The following is a 19126-nucleotide window of genomic DNA, read 5'->3' on the forward strand; positions in this document are numbered from 1 at the left end:
AGCCGGTCAGACGATCAACCCAATCCGAGCCGGGACATCCGCTTGTTGTGGTTATTCTGCAACCTGCGGAACAACGAGCCGATCCCCGCGAGGTCCCCCGACCCCCTGATGATCAGTTCGGCGAGCGCGTCCCGCTCGGCCACGACCCACTGCGCGTTCGTCACCGCTTCCCCCAGCAGCCTGCGGCCCCAGAGGGTCAGTTTGTCCCGCAGCGTCTCGTCCTCGGCGCAGGCGGCCGAGACCTCGCGCTCCGCGAAGGCCGAGTGCCCGGTGTCCGACAACACTGTCAGCACCAGATCACGGGTCTCCTCGTCGAGCCAGTTGGCGACCTCGCGATAGAAATCGGCTGCCAACCCGTCCCCGACGTAGGCCTTCACCAACGACTCCAACCAGGAGTGCGGTGCGGTCGAGGCGTTGAACGCGTCGAAGGAACTCGCGAACGGACGCATCGCCTCCTCGACCGCGACGCCCCTGTCCGCGAGCCGTTCCTCCAGCAACCGGAAGTGCCCCATCTCGGCGGCGGCCATGCTCGCCAGCGCCGCTCGACCCGTCAGGGTGGGTGCCTCCCTGGAGTCCTCGGCCAGCCTGTCGAAGGCGGAGAGCTCACCGTAGGCCAACGCGCCGAGCAGATCCTTCACCCCTTCGCTGTACTCGGCATGCGGCTCTTCGGACTCCGCCGCATCCTCGGAGTCCGCCACTCCGGAAGCCACAACGCTGTGCTCAGCCTCGCTCATGCCGCGAGCGTACCGCTCCCACCCGGGACGCGGGATTACGGAACGGTTTCCGCCGTGTCGGGAGCAGCGCCGATCCCGAACCCCTCCCGAACTGGTACGACGAGAGAACTCCGACGTCCTTTAACGCATCCACGCCGATTACGCAAGAGGTGGCGTTCGCCATCCGGAGCCCGCAGGGTATGGGAAAACGGGTAGGCTCCCGGGAAGGGAGGTTTATTGGCGTCAGGCGGAGACCGTCACGGCGGCAGCCGATCCCGCGAGCGACCGAGGACGGCGCTCGTCGGTGGACCACCCCGGTTGGCAGTACACCGGTGGCAGGGGTCCGAGGTTATCGGCCCGACCGACGGAGCACTTCGCGCACGGACACCACCACCTCGCTACAGGACCGAAGTGGGCAGCCACCGCCCGATGTGCCGGTGGGACACCGGGCACACGGCCCGATCGCGGCTCGGCGAACGCGGCCACGTGAGAGCGAGCGGAGATCGCTCGCACTCCGTGACACGCGCGGCGCGTACGGGTCAACGGGCCGAGGCGGACCGGGCGCCGACACAGTTCGCCACCTCGGCAGGACAGGAGCCGGGAATCGTGCGGCCGAAGACGGCCCTCGTCCCGACCCCCGGGCCCGAGTGTGGTCACAAACCGATATCGCCACCCGTCGGTAGCCGAGGCATCGGAACGACAGCCTGCGGAAACACGGTGTGAGCGAGAACGAGAGAGGCGATTATTCTGACGAACAGCGACGAGGTGACCGAACCCGATCACTCCGGTGCGGGGGACGCTGCTGAGCAGCAGGGGTCAACCGAACAGCGGGAAGCGACGCAACCGGAAGCGGCGGTCAACGCGAACAGCCCCACTTTCGCCGAGTTGGGGGCGAACGAGGAGATCACGCGTGCGCTGCGCGAAGCGGGTATCGAACGCACCTTCACGATCCAGGAGATGACCCTACCGCTGGCGCTGCGTGGAGCGGACCTGATCGGGCAGGCCCGAACGGGTATGGGCAAGACCCTCGGGTTCGGCGTTCCCCTGCTGCAGCGGATGCAGCTGCCCGGCGACGGAACACCGCAGGCACTGGTCGTGGTTCCCACCAGGGAGCTGTGCATGCAGGTCACACGTGACCTGGAAGCGGCAGCGAGCTACCTGGGGGTGCGCAGTCTCGCGGTCTACGGCGGCAGGCCCTACGAACCGCAGATCGAAGGGCTGCGAGCGGGCGTGGACGTGGTCATCGGCACCCCGGGCAGACTGCTGGACCTCGCCGAGCAGAAACATCTCGTTCTCGGCAAGGTCGAGACCCTGGTGCTCGACGAGGCCGACGAGATGCTCGACCTGGGCTTTCTGCCCGACATCGAGCGGATTCTGAGCATGGTCCCCGAGCAGCGTCAGACGATGCTGTTCTCCGCGACGATGCCCGACGCGATCATCAAACTCGCTCGCGACTTCCTGCACCAGCCGACCCAGATCCGGGCCGAGCAGGCCGACGAGAGCGCGGTACACGAACGGACCCACCAGTTCGTCTACCGAGCGCACGCGATGGACAAACCGGAACTGCTGGCTCGCACGCTGCAGGCCCGCGACCGCGGGCTGACGATGATCTTCAGCCGTACCAAGCGCTCGGCCCAGAAACTGACGGACGAACTCGTCGAACGGGGTTTCGCCGCGGGTTCGGTACACGGTGATCTCGGGCAGACCGCCAGGGAGAAGGCACTGCGTGCGTTCCGGAGCGGAAAGATCGACATCCTGGTGGCGACCGACGTCGCCGCGCGCGGGATCGACGTCGCGGGCGTGACCCACGTGATCAACCTGCAGTGCCCCGAGGACGAGAAGACCTACGTGCACCGGATCGGGCGCACCGGCCGTGCCGGACGCACCGGGGTGGCCGTAACGCTGGTGGACTGGGACGAGGAGAGCCGCTGGCAGCTGATCAACACTGAGCTCGGGTTGAACATGCCCCAGCCCGTGGAGACCTACTCCACCTCGGCCCACCTGTTCGAGGATCTCGACATTCCCTCCGACGCGGGCGGCAGGCTGCCGCTGTCGATGCGCACCAGGACCGGTCTGGGGTCCGAGGAGGAGGAAAACGACGGCGGCAAGGGCAACCGGAGCAAGAGCAGGAAGCGCGGCTCGGGACGGCCCGAGAAGCAAGCGGCCCGCGCCGAGAGCAACGACGATGCCGGGAACCGGCCCGCACGGCGGAAGCGGCGTCGTACGCGGGGAGGCAAGCCGGTCGACGAGACGGTGAACCAGTCCGAGTCCGCCTCCGACGCGGACGGTGGACAGCAGAACTCGCAGCGACCGGCGCGCAGGCGCAACCGGACGCGACGCGGTTCCCCGGCGAAGAGCCGCACCGAGGAGGTGGCGGGTTCCTCAGGGCACTGAGCCCGCTACGCACCACGAACCCGCCGCGGGGATCCCGAGGCCCACAACCGCGGGACCAACTCGGCGGCGGGTGCCCACTGGCGGTCTCGCGGGCGATCGTGCACCGCGAGAACCGAACCGGCGACGTCCTACTAGTCTCGAGGGGACGGAACTGTCGTAGCAGCGAGCAACCGGGAGCGACGTGGTACGGCCCGAACGGCGCACGAAGAGCGACATCGCCGTGTCGCTGTTGCTCACCGTCGCGGTACTGAGCGGCGCCGGAACGCTCTGGTGGTTCAGCTCGGCCCGCGCGACCGAGCTGCACACCGCCGACCGACCGATCGAACCGCTGCCGAGCGCGAGAACCGTGCCGGAGGAGCTGAACCAGGTATGGCGGTCGCCGAGTTCGGCGACCCCTCACCCCGTGGTCGCGGGACCGGCCGTGGTGACGGGGGACGACGGTGCGGTGGTTGGCCGTGACCCCACAACCGGTGAGATCCGGTGGCGTTACAGCCGGGAGCGGGAACTGTGCACCGTGGGGTCCGAATGGGGTAACGTGATCGCGGTTTACCGCACGGCTGACCACTGCAGTGCCGTGACCACACTGCACGGTTCCGACGGTGAACGCGGTCCGCAACGCAACTCCGACGTGGGCTTCGGAACCCGGCTGCTGTCCGACGGAAGCTACGTGACCGCCACCGGACAGCGACTGTTCGAGACGTGGCGCTCGGACATGGTCCGTACACAGCAGTACGGCACCCCCACCGACATCAAGAACCCCGACAACAACCTGAGCCGCCCGAACTGCGATTACTCGGCAACGGCGGTCGGCGATCGCAGGGTCGCGGTCATCGCCGAGTGCGCGGGTTCGGCCAGGGACCGGTTGACCGTGCTCAGGGCCAATCCCGAGGACGGCGAACAGCCCGAGGAAGTGATGACCACCCTGCTCGGCGGTGAGCGGGCGGGCGTGGTGGCGGTGAACCGGGAGCGGGTCGCCGTGGTGCTGCGGGACAGCGCGACGCTGGTGATCTACGACATGTCGGGAAAGCGCCGCGCGAGTTACGACGTCCGTCTCGGCGCCACCCCGGATCGGGGGTCTGCCGTACAGGTGGAAGCGACCTCGGGTTCGGCGGGAACCTACTGGTACACCGGTCGGGATACGATAGCGCTCGACGAGAGCACGCTGCGCCCGCGCTGGACCGTGCGCGAGACCCTGGGAACTCCCGCCGCGATGGCCGACGATCGACTGGTCCCGATAGAGGGTGGTATGGCGGTGCACGACTCCGCTACGGGTGAGAAACTCGGCGAGATCCCGATCGAGCGGAAGAGCACGACGGCCCCTGTCCGGGTCGCGACCGTGGGAAACGTGGTGTTGGAACAGCGCGGGGACACCGTCTTCGCCTACCGATGACGCCATGCTCTTCGGCGCGGCAACGCCGCCGTCAATTTCTCGCGAAATCGCCGCGCCGCTGTGACGCGGAGCCGAACCCCCACCACACCCGCAGGGCGAACTCCAGCCACTCACGCGGGCCGAACTCCGAGCACCCTCGCCCCCGCACCGCCGCGGGTTCTCCCGTGCGGCTCTCGCGAGGACGCCGGAGACGTTGTGTGTAACTACCCGATGTCGCCGGACCCGCAGCGAGAGCCGTGCCAGAGGTTCCGCCAAGCGGCCAGTTACGTGAACCAAGCCGCAGACTTCCCATCATGCCGCGTAAGCAGCGCGGGTGTCTCCGGTGCGTGAGTCGGATGCATTGCGAGGCCGGGCCGCTCGCCGCGTAGGTCGCTACTCAAGAGCCGGCCCAACGCCGCAAGGCGCCGACTCATGTGCCGGCTACGCAACCACCCCGGCAAGCCGTACCGCGGGTTCTAAAGCCACCACCAGTAGGTGAGGGTCCCGAGCACTACCAGCATGGCCGCGAGGGAGCACCACCCCGCCACCGGTCGGCTCCCCCTGTCGGCCGCGAACTGCAGCAGCAACGCGGCGACGGAGGCCAGACCGTGCCCCAACAGCATCCGCCATCCGGGGCCGACCCCTCCCAGGCCACTCCCCCAGAGCTGCACGCCGACGAGAGCGACCGCGAGCACTAGCAGCCCAGCGGTCAGCGCTCCCGTCAAACCACGGAACGCCCTGCCGACAGCTCCTGGTCGGCGGGCTCCGTCGACGATGTGGAAGGCGTCCGTCGCTCGGTCCGCGTTCTCCCGGTAGCGTCCGGCGGCGATTCGCGGGCGTGTGGTCACTTCGTCGGCACCTCGGTCAGCCGATGCCCGCATCGCTCCGTCCTCGTCGGCTCCGGTCGGTCGCACGATTCACTCCCCCAGCAGGGCCCAGGGATCTGTTTCGGGAACGGCACGCGTTCCCTCCGGACAATGCCGCCGGAACTCACACCCCGCGCACTGCGCACCTGGCCGTGCCGGAAAGACCCGGTCCGGATCGGCCCCTTCCGCGATCGACGTGGCCGCGTCACGGGATTCGCGGGCCAGCCGTTCGGCTCGTTGCCGGTGTTCGGCCAGCGAGTCGGCGGTGTGTCGCCATGTCACGATCTCCGAGGTTCGGAGGTGGTGCAACTCGACCTGCGGGCAGGGTGCGTGCAGCATGCGCTGGGTCGCCAGGGCGTACAGCGCGAGCGGTAACGAGTTCCGCGCGGCGTCGACGTCGGGAGGCTTCCTGCCCGCCTTGTAGTCGACGATCACCAGTTCACCGTCGCGCTCGTCGATGCGATCCACTCGCCCCTGCACGATGATCGTACCGACCGTAGCGCTGACCCACTTCTCGACTCCCACGGGCTCCCCGCGGGCGTGGTCCCGCTCGACGTAGTCGCTCAGCCAGTCCAGGGCTCGTGCCAGGTAATCCGCCGACTGTTCCGCTCCGGAGAATCCGTCGGATTTCCAGTACCGGTTGATCAGCTCGCGCAGGCGGGTGGCCGTGCGTTGTTCGGAGGGCAGCTCGTAGTAGGCACGCAGCGCGTTGTGCAGCACCGCCCCCAGCGTGGTGTGCGCCATCGCGGGTCCCCGCGGCGGTTGGGGACGGTCCACGTAGTTGAACCGGTACCGCCGGGGGCAGGACGACCAAGTGGTCAGCTTGGCAGGCGTGACCCGCACGAGCCGTTCCGGAATCCCGTCGAAAGCGAGTTGCTCCTGCACGAGTTCCACACTACGCAGCCGCTCCGCCGCCACGAGCTGGACGGGTCGCGTGCCGGCGGGGAAAGTGGATCGACGAAGTGCTACTGGCCGATGATCTTGCTTCCGGTGCAGTCGCCGAGCAGTCGGTCCAGCGAGTCGGTCGGGGTGTTCTCGCTGCCTATCCGGATGTTCTTGTTCGTACCGTGGTAGTCGCTGCCCCCGGTGGGAACCAGATCGAGTTCGGCGACGAGCTCGCGCAGCCGGTGCCTGGCCGGTTCGTCGTGGTCGGGGTGCTCGACCTCCACACCACGCAGGCCGTGGCCCGCGAGTTCGGTGATCACTTCGGCGGTGACCGTCTGCCCCCGGGTGACCGCGAAGGGGTGTGCCAGCACGGTGGTGCCGCCCGCATCGGCGATCATGCGGATGGCGCGTTCGACCGGTGTGTCGGTGCGTGGCATGTAGTAGGGCGCGTGGGTACCCAGGTACCTGTCGAAGGCCTCGCTGACGGTGCTTACGGTGCCCCCCTCGACGAGCGCCCGCGCCAGGTGGGGGCGCCCTCCCGGTGAGTCCGGCGGCAGCCCCGCCATCAGCGCCTCGGGATCGACCGGGAACCCGTCGTCGGCCATGCGCCGGGCCATCTGTTCGAGGCGTCCGCGACGCTCCGCCCGCAATCGCAGCTGCTCGTCCCGCAATGCGGGAGAATCGGGGTCGAACAGATATGCCAGCAGATGAACGGTGACGGTACCGCCCCGCCCGTCGGAACTCTCGCAGGAGAGCTCCGCTCCGGGCACCAGTCGCAGCGCCGGTGAGTAGGACTCGCGCACCGCCTGCTCGGCTTCCGCCCAACCCGCCGAGGTGTCGTGATCGGTCAGGGCAACGACGTCCAGTCCCGCCGCCACCGCCGTTCGCACGACACCGGCGGGCGTGTCGGTGCCGTCGGATTCACTGGAGTGGACGTGCATGTCGATTCGCACGTCCCCCAGTGTGACCGATACGGGTTCCGTTCGACACGGGCCGTCCGATCACTCTCCCGGACCGAAAGCGGGAGCGGCAACGTCGCGCCGGAACGGTTCGGACTGTTGGAGCGTCGGCCGTGCTGTCGAGCCCGGCCGCGGGGGCGAGACGTCCGTCGCCCCCGGAAACCGGCTCAGCGGAGCCCCGAAGGGACCACCCGGTGTTCCGCGCTACTCGGTCTTGACCTTGGTCCTTCCCCTGCCGACGGCGGCACGCCGGGCCTTGAGCATCGAGAACCGATCCTGCTGCGCCTTCTTCTCGCCGAACACGAGCGAGGAGATCGCGTCGAACACCTCTTCCGGGTTGGGCAGGTACTCGATGCGGTTGAGGGCCTGAATCTGTCCGGCGGACTCCACGATCAGCGTGCCGTATCCGAACACCCGGCCGGGAACGCTACGGGAATAGGTCAGATCGGTGACCTTGGTCACGGGCATCATCTGCACCGAGGTCATCAGGATGCCTTCGGTGATCATGAATCGTTTGTCCGTTACCACGATGCGCTCCACGTACCAGTCCAGCACCTGGTAGATGAATCGCAGCAGCACGAAGAGACCCGCGTACCACAGGATGTTCTGCAGCAGCCAGTTCTCTCCGGGGAACAGGTAGGAGATCATCATGAAGCCCGCGAGCAAGCCGGCGGCCTCGAAGATGTCCCACACGAGACAGGCCCAGTGCCTGCGCACTCTGATAACCCGTCGCTCGGTCTCCAGCAGGTACTCGTCCGGATCCCGTGGTGCGAACATAGCCACCACCCTCGCGTGGTTCGACTTTCCCGCCCGGGACCGATCACGGTGTTCACAGTGCCAGTCACGGCCCCGAGCCGGGCTGTGCCCTTGTGCGGCTCTTCACCGGTCGCGTGGCCGTTCGGTCGATGCCCCGCCCGGAGAAGAACGTCTCACTCAGCGGAACAGATTGCGCATGAACGTGATCACCGCCTCCGCGGACTGACGCAGGCTGTCGAGGATGCCGTCGACGACATCACTGGCCTCGTTCGGCGCGGAGATGAGGAAAAACAGCAGGAACGCGATCCCGGCCCAGGTGAGGATCTTCTTGATGTTCACTGTCACGCACCCCGTCTGATCTGACCTGTATTAGTGCTGGCACCTGCTGATCCGTTGTACCGCACTCATCGCCTGTACGGCAGGTTTTTAGCGCACTTGGGTCAGTGGGCGGGAACCGGCATCGAATTCACTACCCTGTGTGTCCATGACGGACTTCGGGAACGTGGTGATCCGCTGCGTGGGGGCGGTGGTGCACGATCGGCACGGCCGGTTGTTGTTGATCAAACGAGCCAACGATCCTGGTCAGGGGAAATGGTCGCTTCCAGGCGGCAAGGTCGAGGAGAGCGAGGACGACGAGGCGGCCCTGCGGCGTGAGCTCGCGGAGGAGACGGGGCTGTCGGTGAAGATCGGCCCGGCGGTGGGACGACTTACGCGAGCGGGATCACACTACACGTACGACATAGTCGACTACTCCTGTCGTGTGACAGAATCGAACATCATCCCAGGTGACGACGCCAGTGATGCGATGTGGACGGATCATGCGACATTCGCCACACTGCACCGGTCCGATGCGCTCACCGAGGGACTGGCGGAGCTGCTGGAGCAGTGGAACTGCCTGCCCCGCGAAGCCTGACCCGAATCCTGAGAAACCCCTTATCGGGGGACGTTGCGATGCTGGCGCACACATGTTGTCGACCACGGCCCAGCAACGGGGGTAACCACATTGATCGACACCCGTCCCTGAAACCTCCAAATCTCACTCGAAAAGACGGGTTGTCGCACTATGCAATACGGGCGGGAACCGGGAGAACCACCGTCGAACCGTCGCTCCGCCCGAAGCGGTTGTGCGCCCGGCGGTCAAGTGAACACGCGGAGCACACCGGTTCGGGCACTCCGCCGACCGGCGAGTAGGATGCACGGGTGGTCGGCCACCGACCCAGGACTCGTAGTCGAGCCGAACGGAGGTGAGGATACGTGCCAGACGCTGCCGGCGGCTCAAGCAGTGCGGACAGCGCACTGCCGTGCAGTATCGGCCGCATCCCCGCCGAGCGATTCGGTCGGCACGGCTCGGGGCGTGCCGCGGTTCGCGGGTGATCCACCGGGCCGACTCCGGTGATCAACCGGAACGGGCGGGGATGCGCAGACGTGACACCGGATCCGGGTGTCACGGAACAGCCACGAAATCCCGCCCGGAGGTCCACCGTGCCAAGTCTGCCCAATCTGGGGTTGCGTAACCGCGTCAGCCGCGGTGAACGCGGTTCCCGAAACGTCTCGGCCGTCACGGCTCGCCCAGCCTCTGTCGTGGACTGCGCCGTTTATGTCGAGGGCAAGCGATTGCCCGGGGAATGGTCCTACGAGGACGCGATGGCCGAGGTCCGCAGCAGGCGGAACGGCTTCGTCTGGATCGGACTGCACGAGCCGGAGCAGGATCGCATCAACGGAGTCGCGGACACCTTCGGGCTGCACGAGCTCGCCGTGGAGGACGCGGTGCACGCGCACCAGCGCCCCAAACTGGAACGCTACGACGAGACACTGTTCATGGTGCTCAAAACGGTGCGGTACGTACCGGACCGAGCCAGGGCGACCAACAGCGAGATCGTCAAGAGCGGCGAGCTCATGATCTTCCTCGGCCGGGACTTCGTGATCACCGTGCGACACGGCAGCCAGGCCGCGCTCACCCGGGTGCGGACGGAGCTCGAAGAGTCACCCGAGCAGTTGGCACTGGGGCCGTCGGCCGTGGTGCACGGTATCGCGGACCACGTGGTGGACAGCTACCTCGAGGTCACCGAGTCGATCCAGGACGACATCGATTCGATCGAGACCGAGGTCTTCGCACCGCGCACCAGTGTCGACGCGGAACAGATCTATCTGATGAAGCGCGAGGTCATGCAACTGCGTCGTGCGGTCATGCCGCTTTCGCAGCCGCTGCAACGGCTCGCGGGCGGGTACACCCCGCACGTCGCCGATCAGGTTCGGTCCTACTTCCGCGACGTCGAGGACCACCTCGCCACCGTCTCGGAACGGGTGGCATCCTTCGACGAGCTGCTGACGACCCTGGTCGACGCGACACTCGCCAAGATCACGCTGCAGCAGAACACCGACATGCGCAAGATCTCCGCGTGGGTGGCGATCATCTCCACCCCCACCATGATCGCCGGCATATACGGGATGAACTTCGACAGAATGCCGGAGACGAATTGGGCGTTCGGCTATCCCGTGACACTGCTGGTGATGATGGTGTGCTGCGTGGTGCTGTTCAAGATATTCCGCAAGAACAACTGGCTGTGACCAGTGCGGTAACGAATCGCGAATCGACAACGACACACCGGGCGGGGCCAATCCCGGAGGGCGGGGCCGATCGGGCCCGGCCGGCGAATACGGAAAGCCACGCCGAACGACCGCGGGCGGGTAATTCACCGGTGGGTACTCCGCTGAAAGACCCCGGACGGCTCGTATCGGACGAGTGGTGGTGCCGCCGGCTCCGGGCGGACGGCACCGCGTGCGGCGAGTCGAGGGGATCGCCGCTGACCCGGGGAAACCGTTCCGTGGAGTTCCACGGACTCGAAGATCGTGGTTGGGAGGGAATCGTGCGACACATCCGGTGTGGACGGATCTCGGAACCGACACGGCCGGCGACGGCGCGGGCAGCGACTTCGTTCGGGCCACGAGAGCGGCGAAACGTCCGGCACGAACGAAAACCCGGCGCGATGTGGCACGTGACTCCCACATCCGCGCGCGGGGAATCCGTGACGTACTGATTCATCCGGGAGACACCACGGGCCACATCGTGCGGCGAATCCCGTTCGTCCGGCGGTTCATACCGGGCGCGGAAATCGTTTCGATCTGCACAATGGGAGTACCGTCATGCCCCGTCTGGTCACCAACAAACTCGCCCTGTTGTTCACGCTGATCAACGGCTGGATTCTCACGCTGTTCGTGATCATCGCGAGTCAACTCTGAAACTTCCTCGGGGACGCGTTCCGGTGTGAACCACGACTACACCGCCGAAGAATTCCGCGGAAACGCGAACCCCGCGAGGGAGCCGCTGCTCCGCCGGTCCGGCTGCTCGCCGAGCTGTGCGAACACGCCTCGCGTGTATGCCGGTCCGGGAAGGCAACCATTCCCCCGACGGGTGAAAATACGGCGTCGGTTATCCCCCGGCGGAGCCGATTGAGTACGTATGTGCGTCCGGATGCGGTACAAATTCCGTTGTCAGCACAGGTGAACGACGGAAGTTGTATATGGTCAGGACACCGCCACGGTTGTTGCTCGCCGCCGCACCACTGACACTGCTGCTCGGTGCGTGGCAGTTGGCCCCGGCCGAGCAACACGACGCCGAAACAACCAAACAGGCCGAGGAGATCGCCCACACCAAGGAGGTCGCCGAGCCGGAGCGGACCGACAGGACCGACAGCGACGACGAGCTCTACGATCCACACGAGATCGACCAGCTCGAACGACCGAACGGTACCGGTGAGTCCGCCGCTGCCGGAACAACCGAGAGCACGAGCGGGAATGAACGGCCCGACGAGACCGGGAGCTCCCACGAGCCGAGTGAGACCGGCAGGCCCGACGAGCCGGGTTCGTCCGGCGAGGCCGACTCTTCCGGCGAGGTCGAGCGGCCCGGGAACACTACCAAACCAGACGATACTGCCGAGCCCGGTGAGGCGGACCGTCTCAGCAAGGCCGAACGGATACTCCGGTTGACCAACGAGGCGCGCGGCCGGGCCGATTGTCCGGACCTGCGGTTGAACGAGACGCTGAACGATGCCGCGGAGCGGCACAGCGCACAGATGGCCCGGCAGGACTATCTCGGTCACCGGAGCGCCGACGGTGCCGATCACATCAATCGTGCCAACCGAGCCGGCTATCCCTCGGTCTACGTGGGAGAGAACGTGGCGGCGGGCAACGCCGACGCGGTGAAGACGTTCCGGCAGTGGCTGAACAGCCCGGAACACCGGCAGAACATCCTCAACTGCTCGTTCACCGAACTCGGTGTGGGATACGCCAGCGATCGGGAAAGCAGGTGGACCCACTACTGGACCCAGATGTTCGGTAAGACCGACTCAACGGAATGACATCGGTCCGGCATGCCCTCGGTCCGGTGTCCCAGCACTCCGATAACCCGGCACTCCGATACCCCGGCACTCCGATACCCCGGCACGATCAAGGACCGGCTCCTCGCGGGAACCGGGAGGCGGCGGACCGCCGAGTGTCGCCCCGGCGGAAGAAGCTACGGATGTGTCGACTGCCGCGCCGACACATCCGCCGGCTCCCCGACAGCTGTGCGAAACTCGCGCCCAGTCGGTAGTAGTACTTCGTCGACCCGGTTCTCGTACTCGTTTCCGTGACGGAACCTCTCGCGGGCTCTCGCTCCGGCGAGGGCCCGACGTCGAGTAGGTGGGTCACTGCTGCGAAGCCTGGCCACCCATGGCGAGTCGAGCCAACATGTCCCGGGCCTGTTCGGCGTGGCTGGGTTGACTCAGTACGTCGTACCGTCCGGCCACGACCTGACTGGACGAGGAGAAGTCACGGCGACCGCGCATGGAGGCGTACGTGATCGCGGCCGAGACCATACCGAAAACGATCCCCGCCGCCAGCACCACCAGCACCGGACCGAACCAGGGGTCCTGCACCGTCAGGATACTGATCACCAACCCGATGAACAGTCCGAACCAACCCCCGGAGAGCGCTCCGCTGCCGAGCACCCTTGCCCAGTTCAGCCGTCCCGTGACACGTTCGACCAGCATGAGGTCGACCCCGACGATCGTTACTTCCTGCACCGGAAAATTGTTGTCGGCGAGGTGATCGACGGCACGCTGCGCCTCCTCGTACGTGCCGTAGGAACCTATCGGCCAACCGGTCGGCGGCGTGGGCAAGCTGGGAAGCCCCGGAGCCGACCGGGCGGAGCCGGGAAACAGGCTGCTCACCGTAGACACCTCCGTAGAGACCGACGTCCCGCGCAGGAGCGTCGTCAGTGTTGTTCACGAGGCACAACCGGTTGCTCCGGTGACCGGACCACGTTGCTCCCGGCTCGTACGAGCCGGATTCGCATCGCGGCGCGGCCCGAAACCTGCCGAATGTCCCTTCACCACCAGTCTACCTCGCCCGCCGCGGCGGGCAGCGTCCATGATGATCTCCCCGCCGTTCGGGAACGATCGGTAATGAATCGGCCGGCCCCTGACATGGCCAACCCCTGGATATGGCCCCCGATGCGAGCGGGACGGTACGGGACCGTGAGAGCCCCGAACGGATCAGTGACGCGGCGCGAGGCTGACCGGATCGATCCGAGCCCGGCCGCCGACCACGGTCCCGACTCCACGACGTGCCGCTCGGCGGTCGACCACCCAGGCGAAGAGCAGCACCGCGACGATCACCGGAATCACCTGGATCACCGGGTAGTCCCCCGACTGCTCGATACTGGGAACCCCGCTCAGTCCGGCGATGAGCAGACTCAGCGCGTTGTTGGCGGTGTGCATGGCCACCGCCGCCTCCAGACCTCCGGTGCGGATGCTCAGCCAGCACATGATCGTGGCCATCAGGAAGAGCTCGACCCACACGAGCGGGTCGGTGTAGCCGTGGCCCAGCAGAAACACCAGCGAGGACAGCAGAATCCCCGGCCAGGGGGTGCGGAACCAGGCAGTCAGCGTCTGCAGCAGCAGACCGCGGAAGAACAGTTCCTCCGCGGCACTCTGCGCCGGCACCACGAGCACGGCCAGCAGCGCCACCGCCAGATAGCGTCGCCAACCGGGGAAAGCGGGCATCGGCGCCCCGGACATCAGCTGCAGTGTGATGATCACGGCGAACAGCACGCCGAACACCAGCAGCGCCCAGAGCATCGTCTCGCCGAACCAGCGAACCCGGGGCGTTCCGAGGACCCCGACCACGCTGCCGAAGCCACGCCGCTGCACCCATCGTGCCGTCAGCGCCACCGGAGGGATGAGCGCGATCAGCACGGCGAAGCTCAGGAACAGCGTCGGCAACGGCGACGAGAGCACTTCCACGAGATGCCCCGGGGGCAGCACGATGTTAAGCGTCCCCAACGGCCCGGCGAAAACGATCATCCCGACCAGCAGCACGGCGGCCAACACCGAGGCCGCCAGGGTCAGGCCGAGCAACACCAGCAGCGCCACGACGGGGCGCCACCAGCGATGGGCCGAGTTGCGCGCGAGCAGGTGGAAGGGCGTTCCCTCCGGCACCTGGGCCGGAAAGCCTGGCTTCGGCGGAGGGCGTCGTGGGGACACCGGTCGGGCGTCACCACTGTTGTGGGAGGGGTAAGCAGCGGGGTCGGACACAACAGCATCCTAGGAGAACTCGGTTCACCATCCCATGACGACGCGCGAGGGCGGCACTCTCAGCCCAGCGCCTCCCCCTGGTCAGGTACGCGAGGGTGTGTCCAGCGAACCACGCGGTCGCGGTTCGAGCACATCGGCGATGCTCAACAACATCGTCTGCCCCCAGGCCGTGAGGAACAGCGCGGCCAGGAGCCAGAACGAAACCGACCAGTTCTGCAGCAGCGCGGGAATCAGCAGCAGGCCGGGGACCACCGCACTGAGCACAGTGGCACCCACTCTGCCGGCCGTGCGCAGGGCGAAGGCGGCGTACCAGGTGACCGCGGCCCCGACCAGCGTCAGCCCCAACGGTCCCAACCGCACTCCGAGACCGAACAACCAGCAGCCGACGGCGGCCAGCAGACCGGCTGCCGCCAGCCCGGACAACGCTCGGGTGAGGGCGGCTGTACCGGAGGTCTTCAACCATCCCCAGCGCAGCGCGGCGACCACCGCGAGCAGCGCGGCGATCCAACCCACCGCCCCGGGCCACGAGTCGGACATCTCGACCACGTGCAGCCAGCGCCAGGTTTGGAGTTCCTCGATCCGTTGTGCCTCGCGCATCGTGATGAACGCGAACTCGTTCGTGCCTTTCGAGGATGACTCGTCATTGGACAGCTCGCCACTGGACAGGGAGTCGACCACCGGGGAACGCATGAATTCGGTCAACGCGACGGCCGTGCCGCTCAGCGCCGTGCCGAGCGCGGCCCGTCGGGGAGCGGCGAGCGCGAAGGCGAGCAGCATCGAGAGCGGTTTGAGAACGATCATGCTCGCGGTGGCGAGGGACCGGCGGAACCCCCGCCAGCCAGGCAGCAGCGCTCGGTGGGCGAGCAGCGCGCAACGGGTGGACAGGGAAGCCATCCGCCGTTCTTCCAGGTCACTCGGACGCTGTTTGCCCACGTCGTAGGCACGTACCTGCTGGTCCAGCAGTTTGGGGTCCCGCACCGCCCGGGCGTCGCCCGCGTTCGGGTCGGCCCCGGAGTCGACGGCGGCCACGAACGGGATCTCCTCGGCGGCAACCGTCCACTGCAACCGCTCCACCACCGCACGGCGGGTCACGGTCAGCGGATGCTCGTCGGTGGGGTTGGCGAACAGGGCCTCGAGCTCGGTCCGCACCGCGCCGGAGTGCTCCGCCCAGCGCTCGGCGAGGAACTCGTGCCACTTTCTCGCGCTGGTCTCGTCGAGTTCTCCCAGCTCCGCCTCGGTCGGCCGGCTGAGGATTCGCCGCAGCGCGTCCCCCAGACCGTCGGCTCCCAACTGCTCGTTGTGCCGGACCAATCGGTCCGGTTCGATCAGCATGGGGACCAGACCGGCCACCGCGTCCAGCCTGCCCCACATCCAGTCGTTGGCACGCCACTTGGCGGACAGGAAGGCACCGAAGTTGCCCAGACCGGAGCCGCGCACTTTGTCCGCCAGCGGGATCTCGCCCGCCGAGTCACGTAACGCGGTGAACGGCAACGGGCTCGAGTTGTCACCCGCCAGGCGGTGCAGCAGGATGTGTGAATCCGCGCCGGTGTCGACCTGCATGGGCGTGGTGAGTACGACCAGGTCGCGGAGCAGCCGCATCGGGTCGACGTCGGCGGCGAGTTCGAGCAGCGAGCGCGTCACCCCGTCGATCTCGACGAGATCGCCCGGGGAGAGGGCCGCCACCAGGTCACCCACCAGGCGCTCCAGGGTGACCCAGCTCTCGGCGACCGCGTCCACGCCGACGTCGTTCTCGGCGGCTTCCACGCCCGAGGAGTTCACTATGGCGGACAGTTCGGCGTTGAACTCCGCCAGTCGATGCCGAAACAGCGAGCCGAGCTCGGCCCCACTGTCGAGCGAGGCGGTGTCGAGGTTCCCCTCGCCGTGCTCCCCGGGCTCGGCACTCCCGCCATCGGGGTTCCGCTCGTCGAGCCCCCTCTCGTCGAGGACGCTGTCCAGCAGCGGCGCGAGCAGCGCCCCCACCGGGGAGGGCAGCGTGTGCTGCAACCTGTGGTGCCGATCGAGCACGCACTCGATCCAGCCGTCCAGCTCGGCCCGCACGAAAACGGGTTCGGTACCGGCCGCGTGGATCCAGCAACGGTCGGTGTGCCCGCACACGGTCTCGGCGACGGTGCGCAGTCGGTACAGCGAAGCCTTCACGGCGGCGATCCGCGGGGACCGCCGGTGCGCCTCCAGTTCGCGGACCCAGCGCAGGCATTCGTCCACGGCGGACAGCAGCGTGCGCACGTCGTCGAAGACCTCACCGGGACGCCGCAGGGCGCGCGAGCGGTACTGCTCGGTCAGTCGATCGCGCAGCCCGGTGCACGCGGTGGCGGGCCACTCCAGCAGCGGCTGTTTCGGGATCGGGTCCAGCAACGGGGTGCCGGTGGTGTCCTCGGGGGCGGTGAGCAGCTCGTGCACCCGGAAGGCCCGGGTCTCGGCGAGCCGTGAGGCGTACTCGGCGGAAACCGCCCGCACCCGGTCGCCGAGCAAGCGAGCGCGGCGGGATCGCGGTGTCACGGCGAGCTCAGTGAGCACGGCGTCCCTGCGGCCGACGGCCCGGCGTACCGAGTCGTTGTGCCTGCCGATGCTGTCGATGTCGGTCAGCAGACTCTCCTGACCGAGTTTCGCCCGCAGCGCCGTCGCGGTGACGGCTCGGGCGAACCGTTCGCCACGGGTCTCGGCACCGGGCGAGTCCGGCTCCGGATTGAGGTAGAGCAACCAGCGTTCGGTCGGCGCGTCGGCCTCGACGCGCCGGATGGCATCGACCGCCGCGGTGACGGGGATGTTGTCCAGCACTCCACCGTCGATCACCCGGAAACGCTGCTCCTCGGAGGCGGCGATCTCGGAGAACCGGCCGTACAGATTGGGCACCGAACCGTCCCGGGAATCACCGTTCCGGTGTCCCGGCGTGTCGCCGGAATCGTCGGCGCGGAACACGGCGGGTTCGAAGGCCATCGGGAACGAGGAGGTGGCTCTGGCGGCCTGTGCGAGCAGCCGCGCGGTGGCTCGGGCCCGCTCGGCCGGACCGAAGTCGCTGAGCGGTTCGCCCGGTCGCCCGCGGTGCCGGAACCGGAACATCGCTCGTCTGCGTGCTTTGCCGAACTCACTGCCCACCGCGTCGAAATGCCGCTCGGCCACCGGATCCAGCAGTGTCGCTGTCAGCAGGAGCTCGACGCGTTCGACCGGTTCGGTCCGCCGTTCGCGGCCGATCTGCTCGGTGAGCAGATCGGTCAGCTCCGAACGGAAGTACTCGTCGCCCTCCAGCAGCGATTCCGGTTTGGGCTGCCAGGGCCGGGGAACCGTGCGGGCCATCGCCTCCAGGTCGGCCAGGCGGATCCAGGCGCGGCGCGTGGTCGTGAACGGCATGCCGTAGACCAACGATGCCGAGAGCAGTGTCGCGTTGAGACCTCCCGCCGAAGTACCGGCGAGCACGTCCACCTCGACGGACTCGTAACCGGCCAGCTCGGCCAGCTCGGCCCAGGGGTGGTGCTCCTCCGCCCGCTTCGCTCCGGCGCTTTCCACCGGGGCCCAGCGGCGCAACCGATCGATCTCGGCTACCGCTCCCCCGATCCAGACAGCCATGCTGGCGCCACCACGCAACGCCAGTGCGAGTCGCAACTGCCGCGAGGAATGCGAGTTGGGTTCACCACTGGACACTTCGGACTCGCCTCTCGATCGACCGGCCGATTGATTGGCACCTCCCGAAATCTACCCCCGGAAGGCGCCGGCGGGAACTGCCGAACCGAGCATGGCGTGTTCCGCCGTTTCCGCCAACCACGGTGACTTCGTGAGGACGGCCCGACGAGGTGTGCGGCGCTGCCCGAGTCCGGGGACGGCCACGGCGAGAGCCATGAGCGGCCCCGCCGAGCGAGCGCCGGGGAAACCGGGCGGCGGAAGCCCTAATAGCATCCTGCCGTGGAGTTTCGCGAGCTGTCGGACGAGCGACGGATGCGACGTCCCGAGTTCGACGTAGAACACCTCGAGACGAAGGACGTGACGTTCCGGGGCGAGTTCGAGGAGGAGGAGATCAGGGTTTCCTCCGGCGAGTGCGCCGGTGCCGAGGGGAGCGGACAGCTGGCGCGTGCGCTGGTCCGCGACACCGACCTTTCCGGATCCCGGTTCGCACGGCTGGTGCTTTCCGACATCCGGTTCGGCAACACGGATCTGTCCAACGCCTCGTGGCAGGCGGTTCACGCGAGACGGGTCGAGTTCGAACGCAGCCGGGCCGTCGGACTGCGAATCTCGTTGGAATCGGCGCTGGACGTCTACGCCGCGGAGTGCCGGTTCGACTACGCGATGATCCACGTGAACAAAGTCAAGGGTCTGCTCGTGTTCGACGAGTGCGACTTGCGCGAGACCGTGTTCACCGGCGATCTGTCGAACGTGGTTCTCCGGAATTGCGCGTTGGACGACGCCGAGTTCGATCCCAGCGGTGCGAACGGCTGCGACCTGCGCGGATCGACGCTGGACAACACGCGTGGGCTGTCCCGGATGCGCGGGGCGCGGATCTCGGTGGACCAGGCCGCCTCGGCGGCGGTGCTGCTGGCCACCGAGGTCGGGCTGCGGATCCGGGACTGAGACGCGGGGAGCCACAACGGGACTCGGATGC

General features: G+C 67.5%; 15 protein-coding genes. 6 read left to right on the forward strand and 9 right to left on the reverse strand.

From position 1 onward, the window contains the following. Positions 1-14 precede the first annotated feature (14 nt). Complete coding sequence (locus J2S53_RS10575) at positions 15-734, reverse strand: ferritin-like fold-containing protein (protein ID WP_456240821.1); 720 nt, start codon at positions 732-734, stop codon at positions 15-17. Between the two features lie 744 nt (positions 735-1478). Here J2S53_RS10575 and J2S53_RS10580 point away from each other — a divergent pair. After that, positions 1479-3107 (forward strand): DEAD/DEAH box helicase, encoded by a 1629-nt coding sequence (locus J2S53_RS10580; protein ID WP_456240822.1) that lies wholly within the window; start codon positions 1479-1481, stop codon positions 3105-3107. Between the two features lie 181 nt (positions 3108-3288). Next, positions 3289-4497, forward strand: a complete 1209-nt coding sequence (locus tag J2S53_RS10585; RefSeq protein WP_456240823.1) for an Rv3212 family protein — start codon at positions 3289-3291, stop codon at positions 4495-4497. 455 nt (positions 4498-4952) lie between these two features. On the opposite strand, the gene J2S53_RS10590 is transcribed toward J2S53_RS10585, so the two are convergent. From J2S53_RS10590 to J2S53_RS10610, 5 genes are all read right to left on the reverse strand, one after another. Next, positions 4953-5390 (reverse strand): hypothetical protein, encoded by a 438-nt coding sequence (locus J2S53_RS10590; RefSeq protein WP_245780187.1) that lies wholly within the window; start codon positions 5388-5390, stop codon positions 4953-4955. Between the two features lie 3 nt (positions 5391-5393). Next, complete coding sequence (locus J2S53_RS10595) at positions 5394-6227, reverse strand: RecB family exonuclease (protein ID WP_456240824.1); 834 nt, start codon at positions 6225-6227, stop codon at positions 5394-5396. An 80-nt stretch (positions 6228-6307) separates the two neighbouring features. Beyond that, complete coding sequence (locus J2S53_RS10600; RefSeq protein ID WP_456242767.1) at positions 6308-7168, reverse strand: PHP domain-containing protein; 861 nt, start codon at positions 7166-7168, stop codon at positions 6308-6310. A 222-nt stretch (positions 7169-7390) separates the two neighbouring features. Further along, positions 7391-7963 carry a PH domain-containing protein gene (locus J2S53_RS10605; protein WP_092922096.1) on the reverse strand — a complete coding sequence of 191 codons (573 nt, stop codon included), beginning with the start codon at positions 7961-7963 and terminating at the stop codon, positions 7391-7393. Between the two features lie 156 nt (positions 7964-8119). Further along, on the reverse strand, positions 8120-8281 hold the full coding sequence (locus J2S53_RS10610) for a hypothetical protein (RefSeq protein ID WP_175530102.1): 162 nt from the start codon (positions 8279-8281) through the stop codon (positions 8120-8122). A 145-nt stretch (positions 8282-8426) separates the two neighbouring features. On the opposite strand from J2S53_RS10610, the gene J2S53_RS10615 reads away from it, so the two are divergent. The 3 genes from J2S53_RS10615 to J2S53_RS10625 all read left to right on the forward strand — a co-directional run bounded on the left by J2S53_RS10615 (position 8427) and on the right by J2S53_RS10625 (position 12300). Continuing rightward, positions 8427-8855: an NUDIX hydrolase gene (locus J2S53_RS10615; RefSeq protein WP_456240825.1), complete on the forward strand. Its 429-nt coding sequence runs from the start codon at positions 8427-8429 to the stop codon at positions 8853-8855. 569 nt (positions 8856-9424) lie between these two features. Next, positions 9425-10510 carry a magnesium/cobalt transporter CorA gene (gene corA, locus J2S53_RS10620; protein WP_456240826.1) on the forward strand — a complete coding sequence of 362 codons (1086 nt, stop codon included), beginning with the start codon at positions 9425-9427 and terminating at the stop codon, positions 10508-10510. A 953-nt stretch (positions 10511-11463) separates the two neighbouring features. Next, positions 11464-12300, forward strand: coding sequence for a CAP domain-containing protein (locus J2S53_RS10625; RefSeq protein ID WP_456240827.1), 837 nt, complete (start codon positions 11464-11466; stop codon positions 12298-12300). A 327-nt stretch (positions 12301-12627) separates the two neighbouring features. Here J2S53_RS10625 and J2S53_RS10630 read toward each other — a convergent pair whose 3' ends face one another. The 3 genes from J2S53_RS10630 to J2S53_RS10640 all read right to left on the reverse strand — a co-directional run bounded on the left by J2S53_RS10630 (position 12628) and on the right by J2S53_RS10640 (position 18174). Then, entirely contained in the window at positions 12628-13152 is a 525-nt protein-coding gene (locus J2S53_RS10630) for a general stress protein (protein WP_092922102.1), read from the reverse strand. Positions 13153-13476: 324 nt separating this feature from the next. Further along, positions 13477-14517, reverse strand: a complete 1041-nt coding sequence (locus J2S53_RS10635; RefSeq protein ID WP_456240828.1) for a CPBP family intramembrane glutamic endopeptidase — start codon at positions 14515-14517, stop codon at positions 13477-13479. Positions 14518-14598: 81 nt separating this feature from the next. Beyond that, positions 14599-18174: a patatin-like protein gene (locus J2S53_RS10640; protein ID WP_456240829.1), complete on the reverse strand. Its 3576-nt coding sequence runs from the start codon at positions 18172-18174 to the stop codon at positions 14599-14601. A 258-nt stretch (positions 18175-18432) separates the two neighbouring features. Between J2S53_RS10640 and J2S53_RS10645 the strand changes: the two genes are divergently transcribed. Then, entirely contained in the window at positions 18433-19095 is a 663-nt protein-coding gene (locus tag J2S53_RS10645; protein ID WP_456240830.1) for a pentapeptide repeat-containing protein, read from the forward strand. Positions 19096-19126: the final 31 nt, after the last annotated feature.

This window comes from Actinopolyspora lacussalsi, assembly GCA_030803735.1.
Lineage (GTDB): Bacteria > Actinomycetota > Actinomycetes > Mycobacteriales > Pseudonocardiaceae > Actinopolyspora > Actinopolyspora lacussalsi.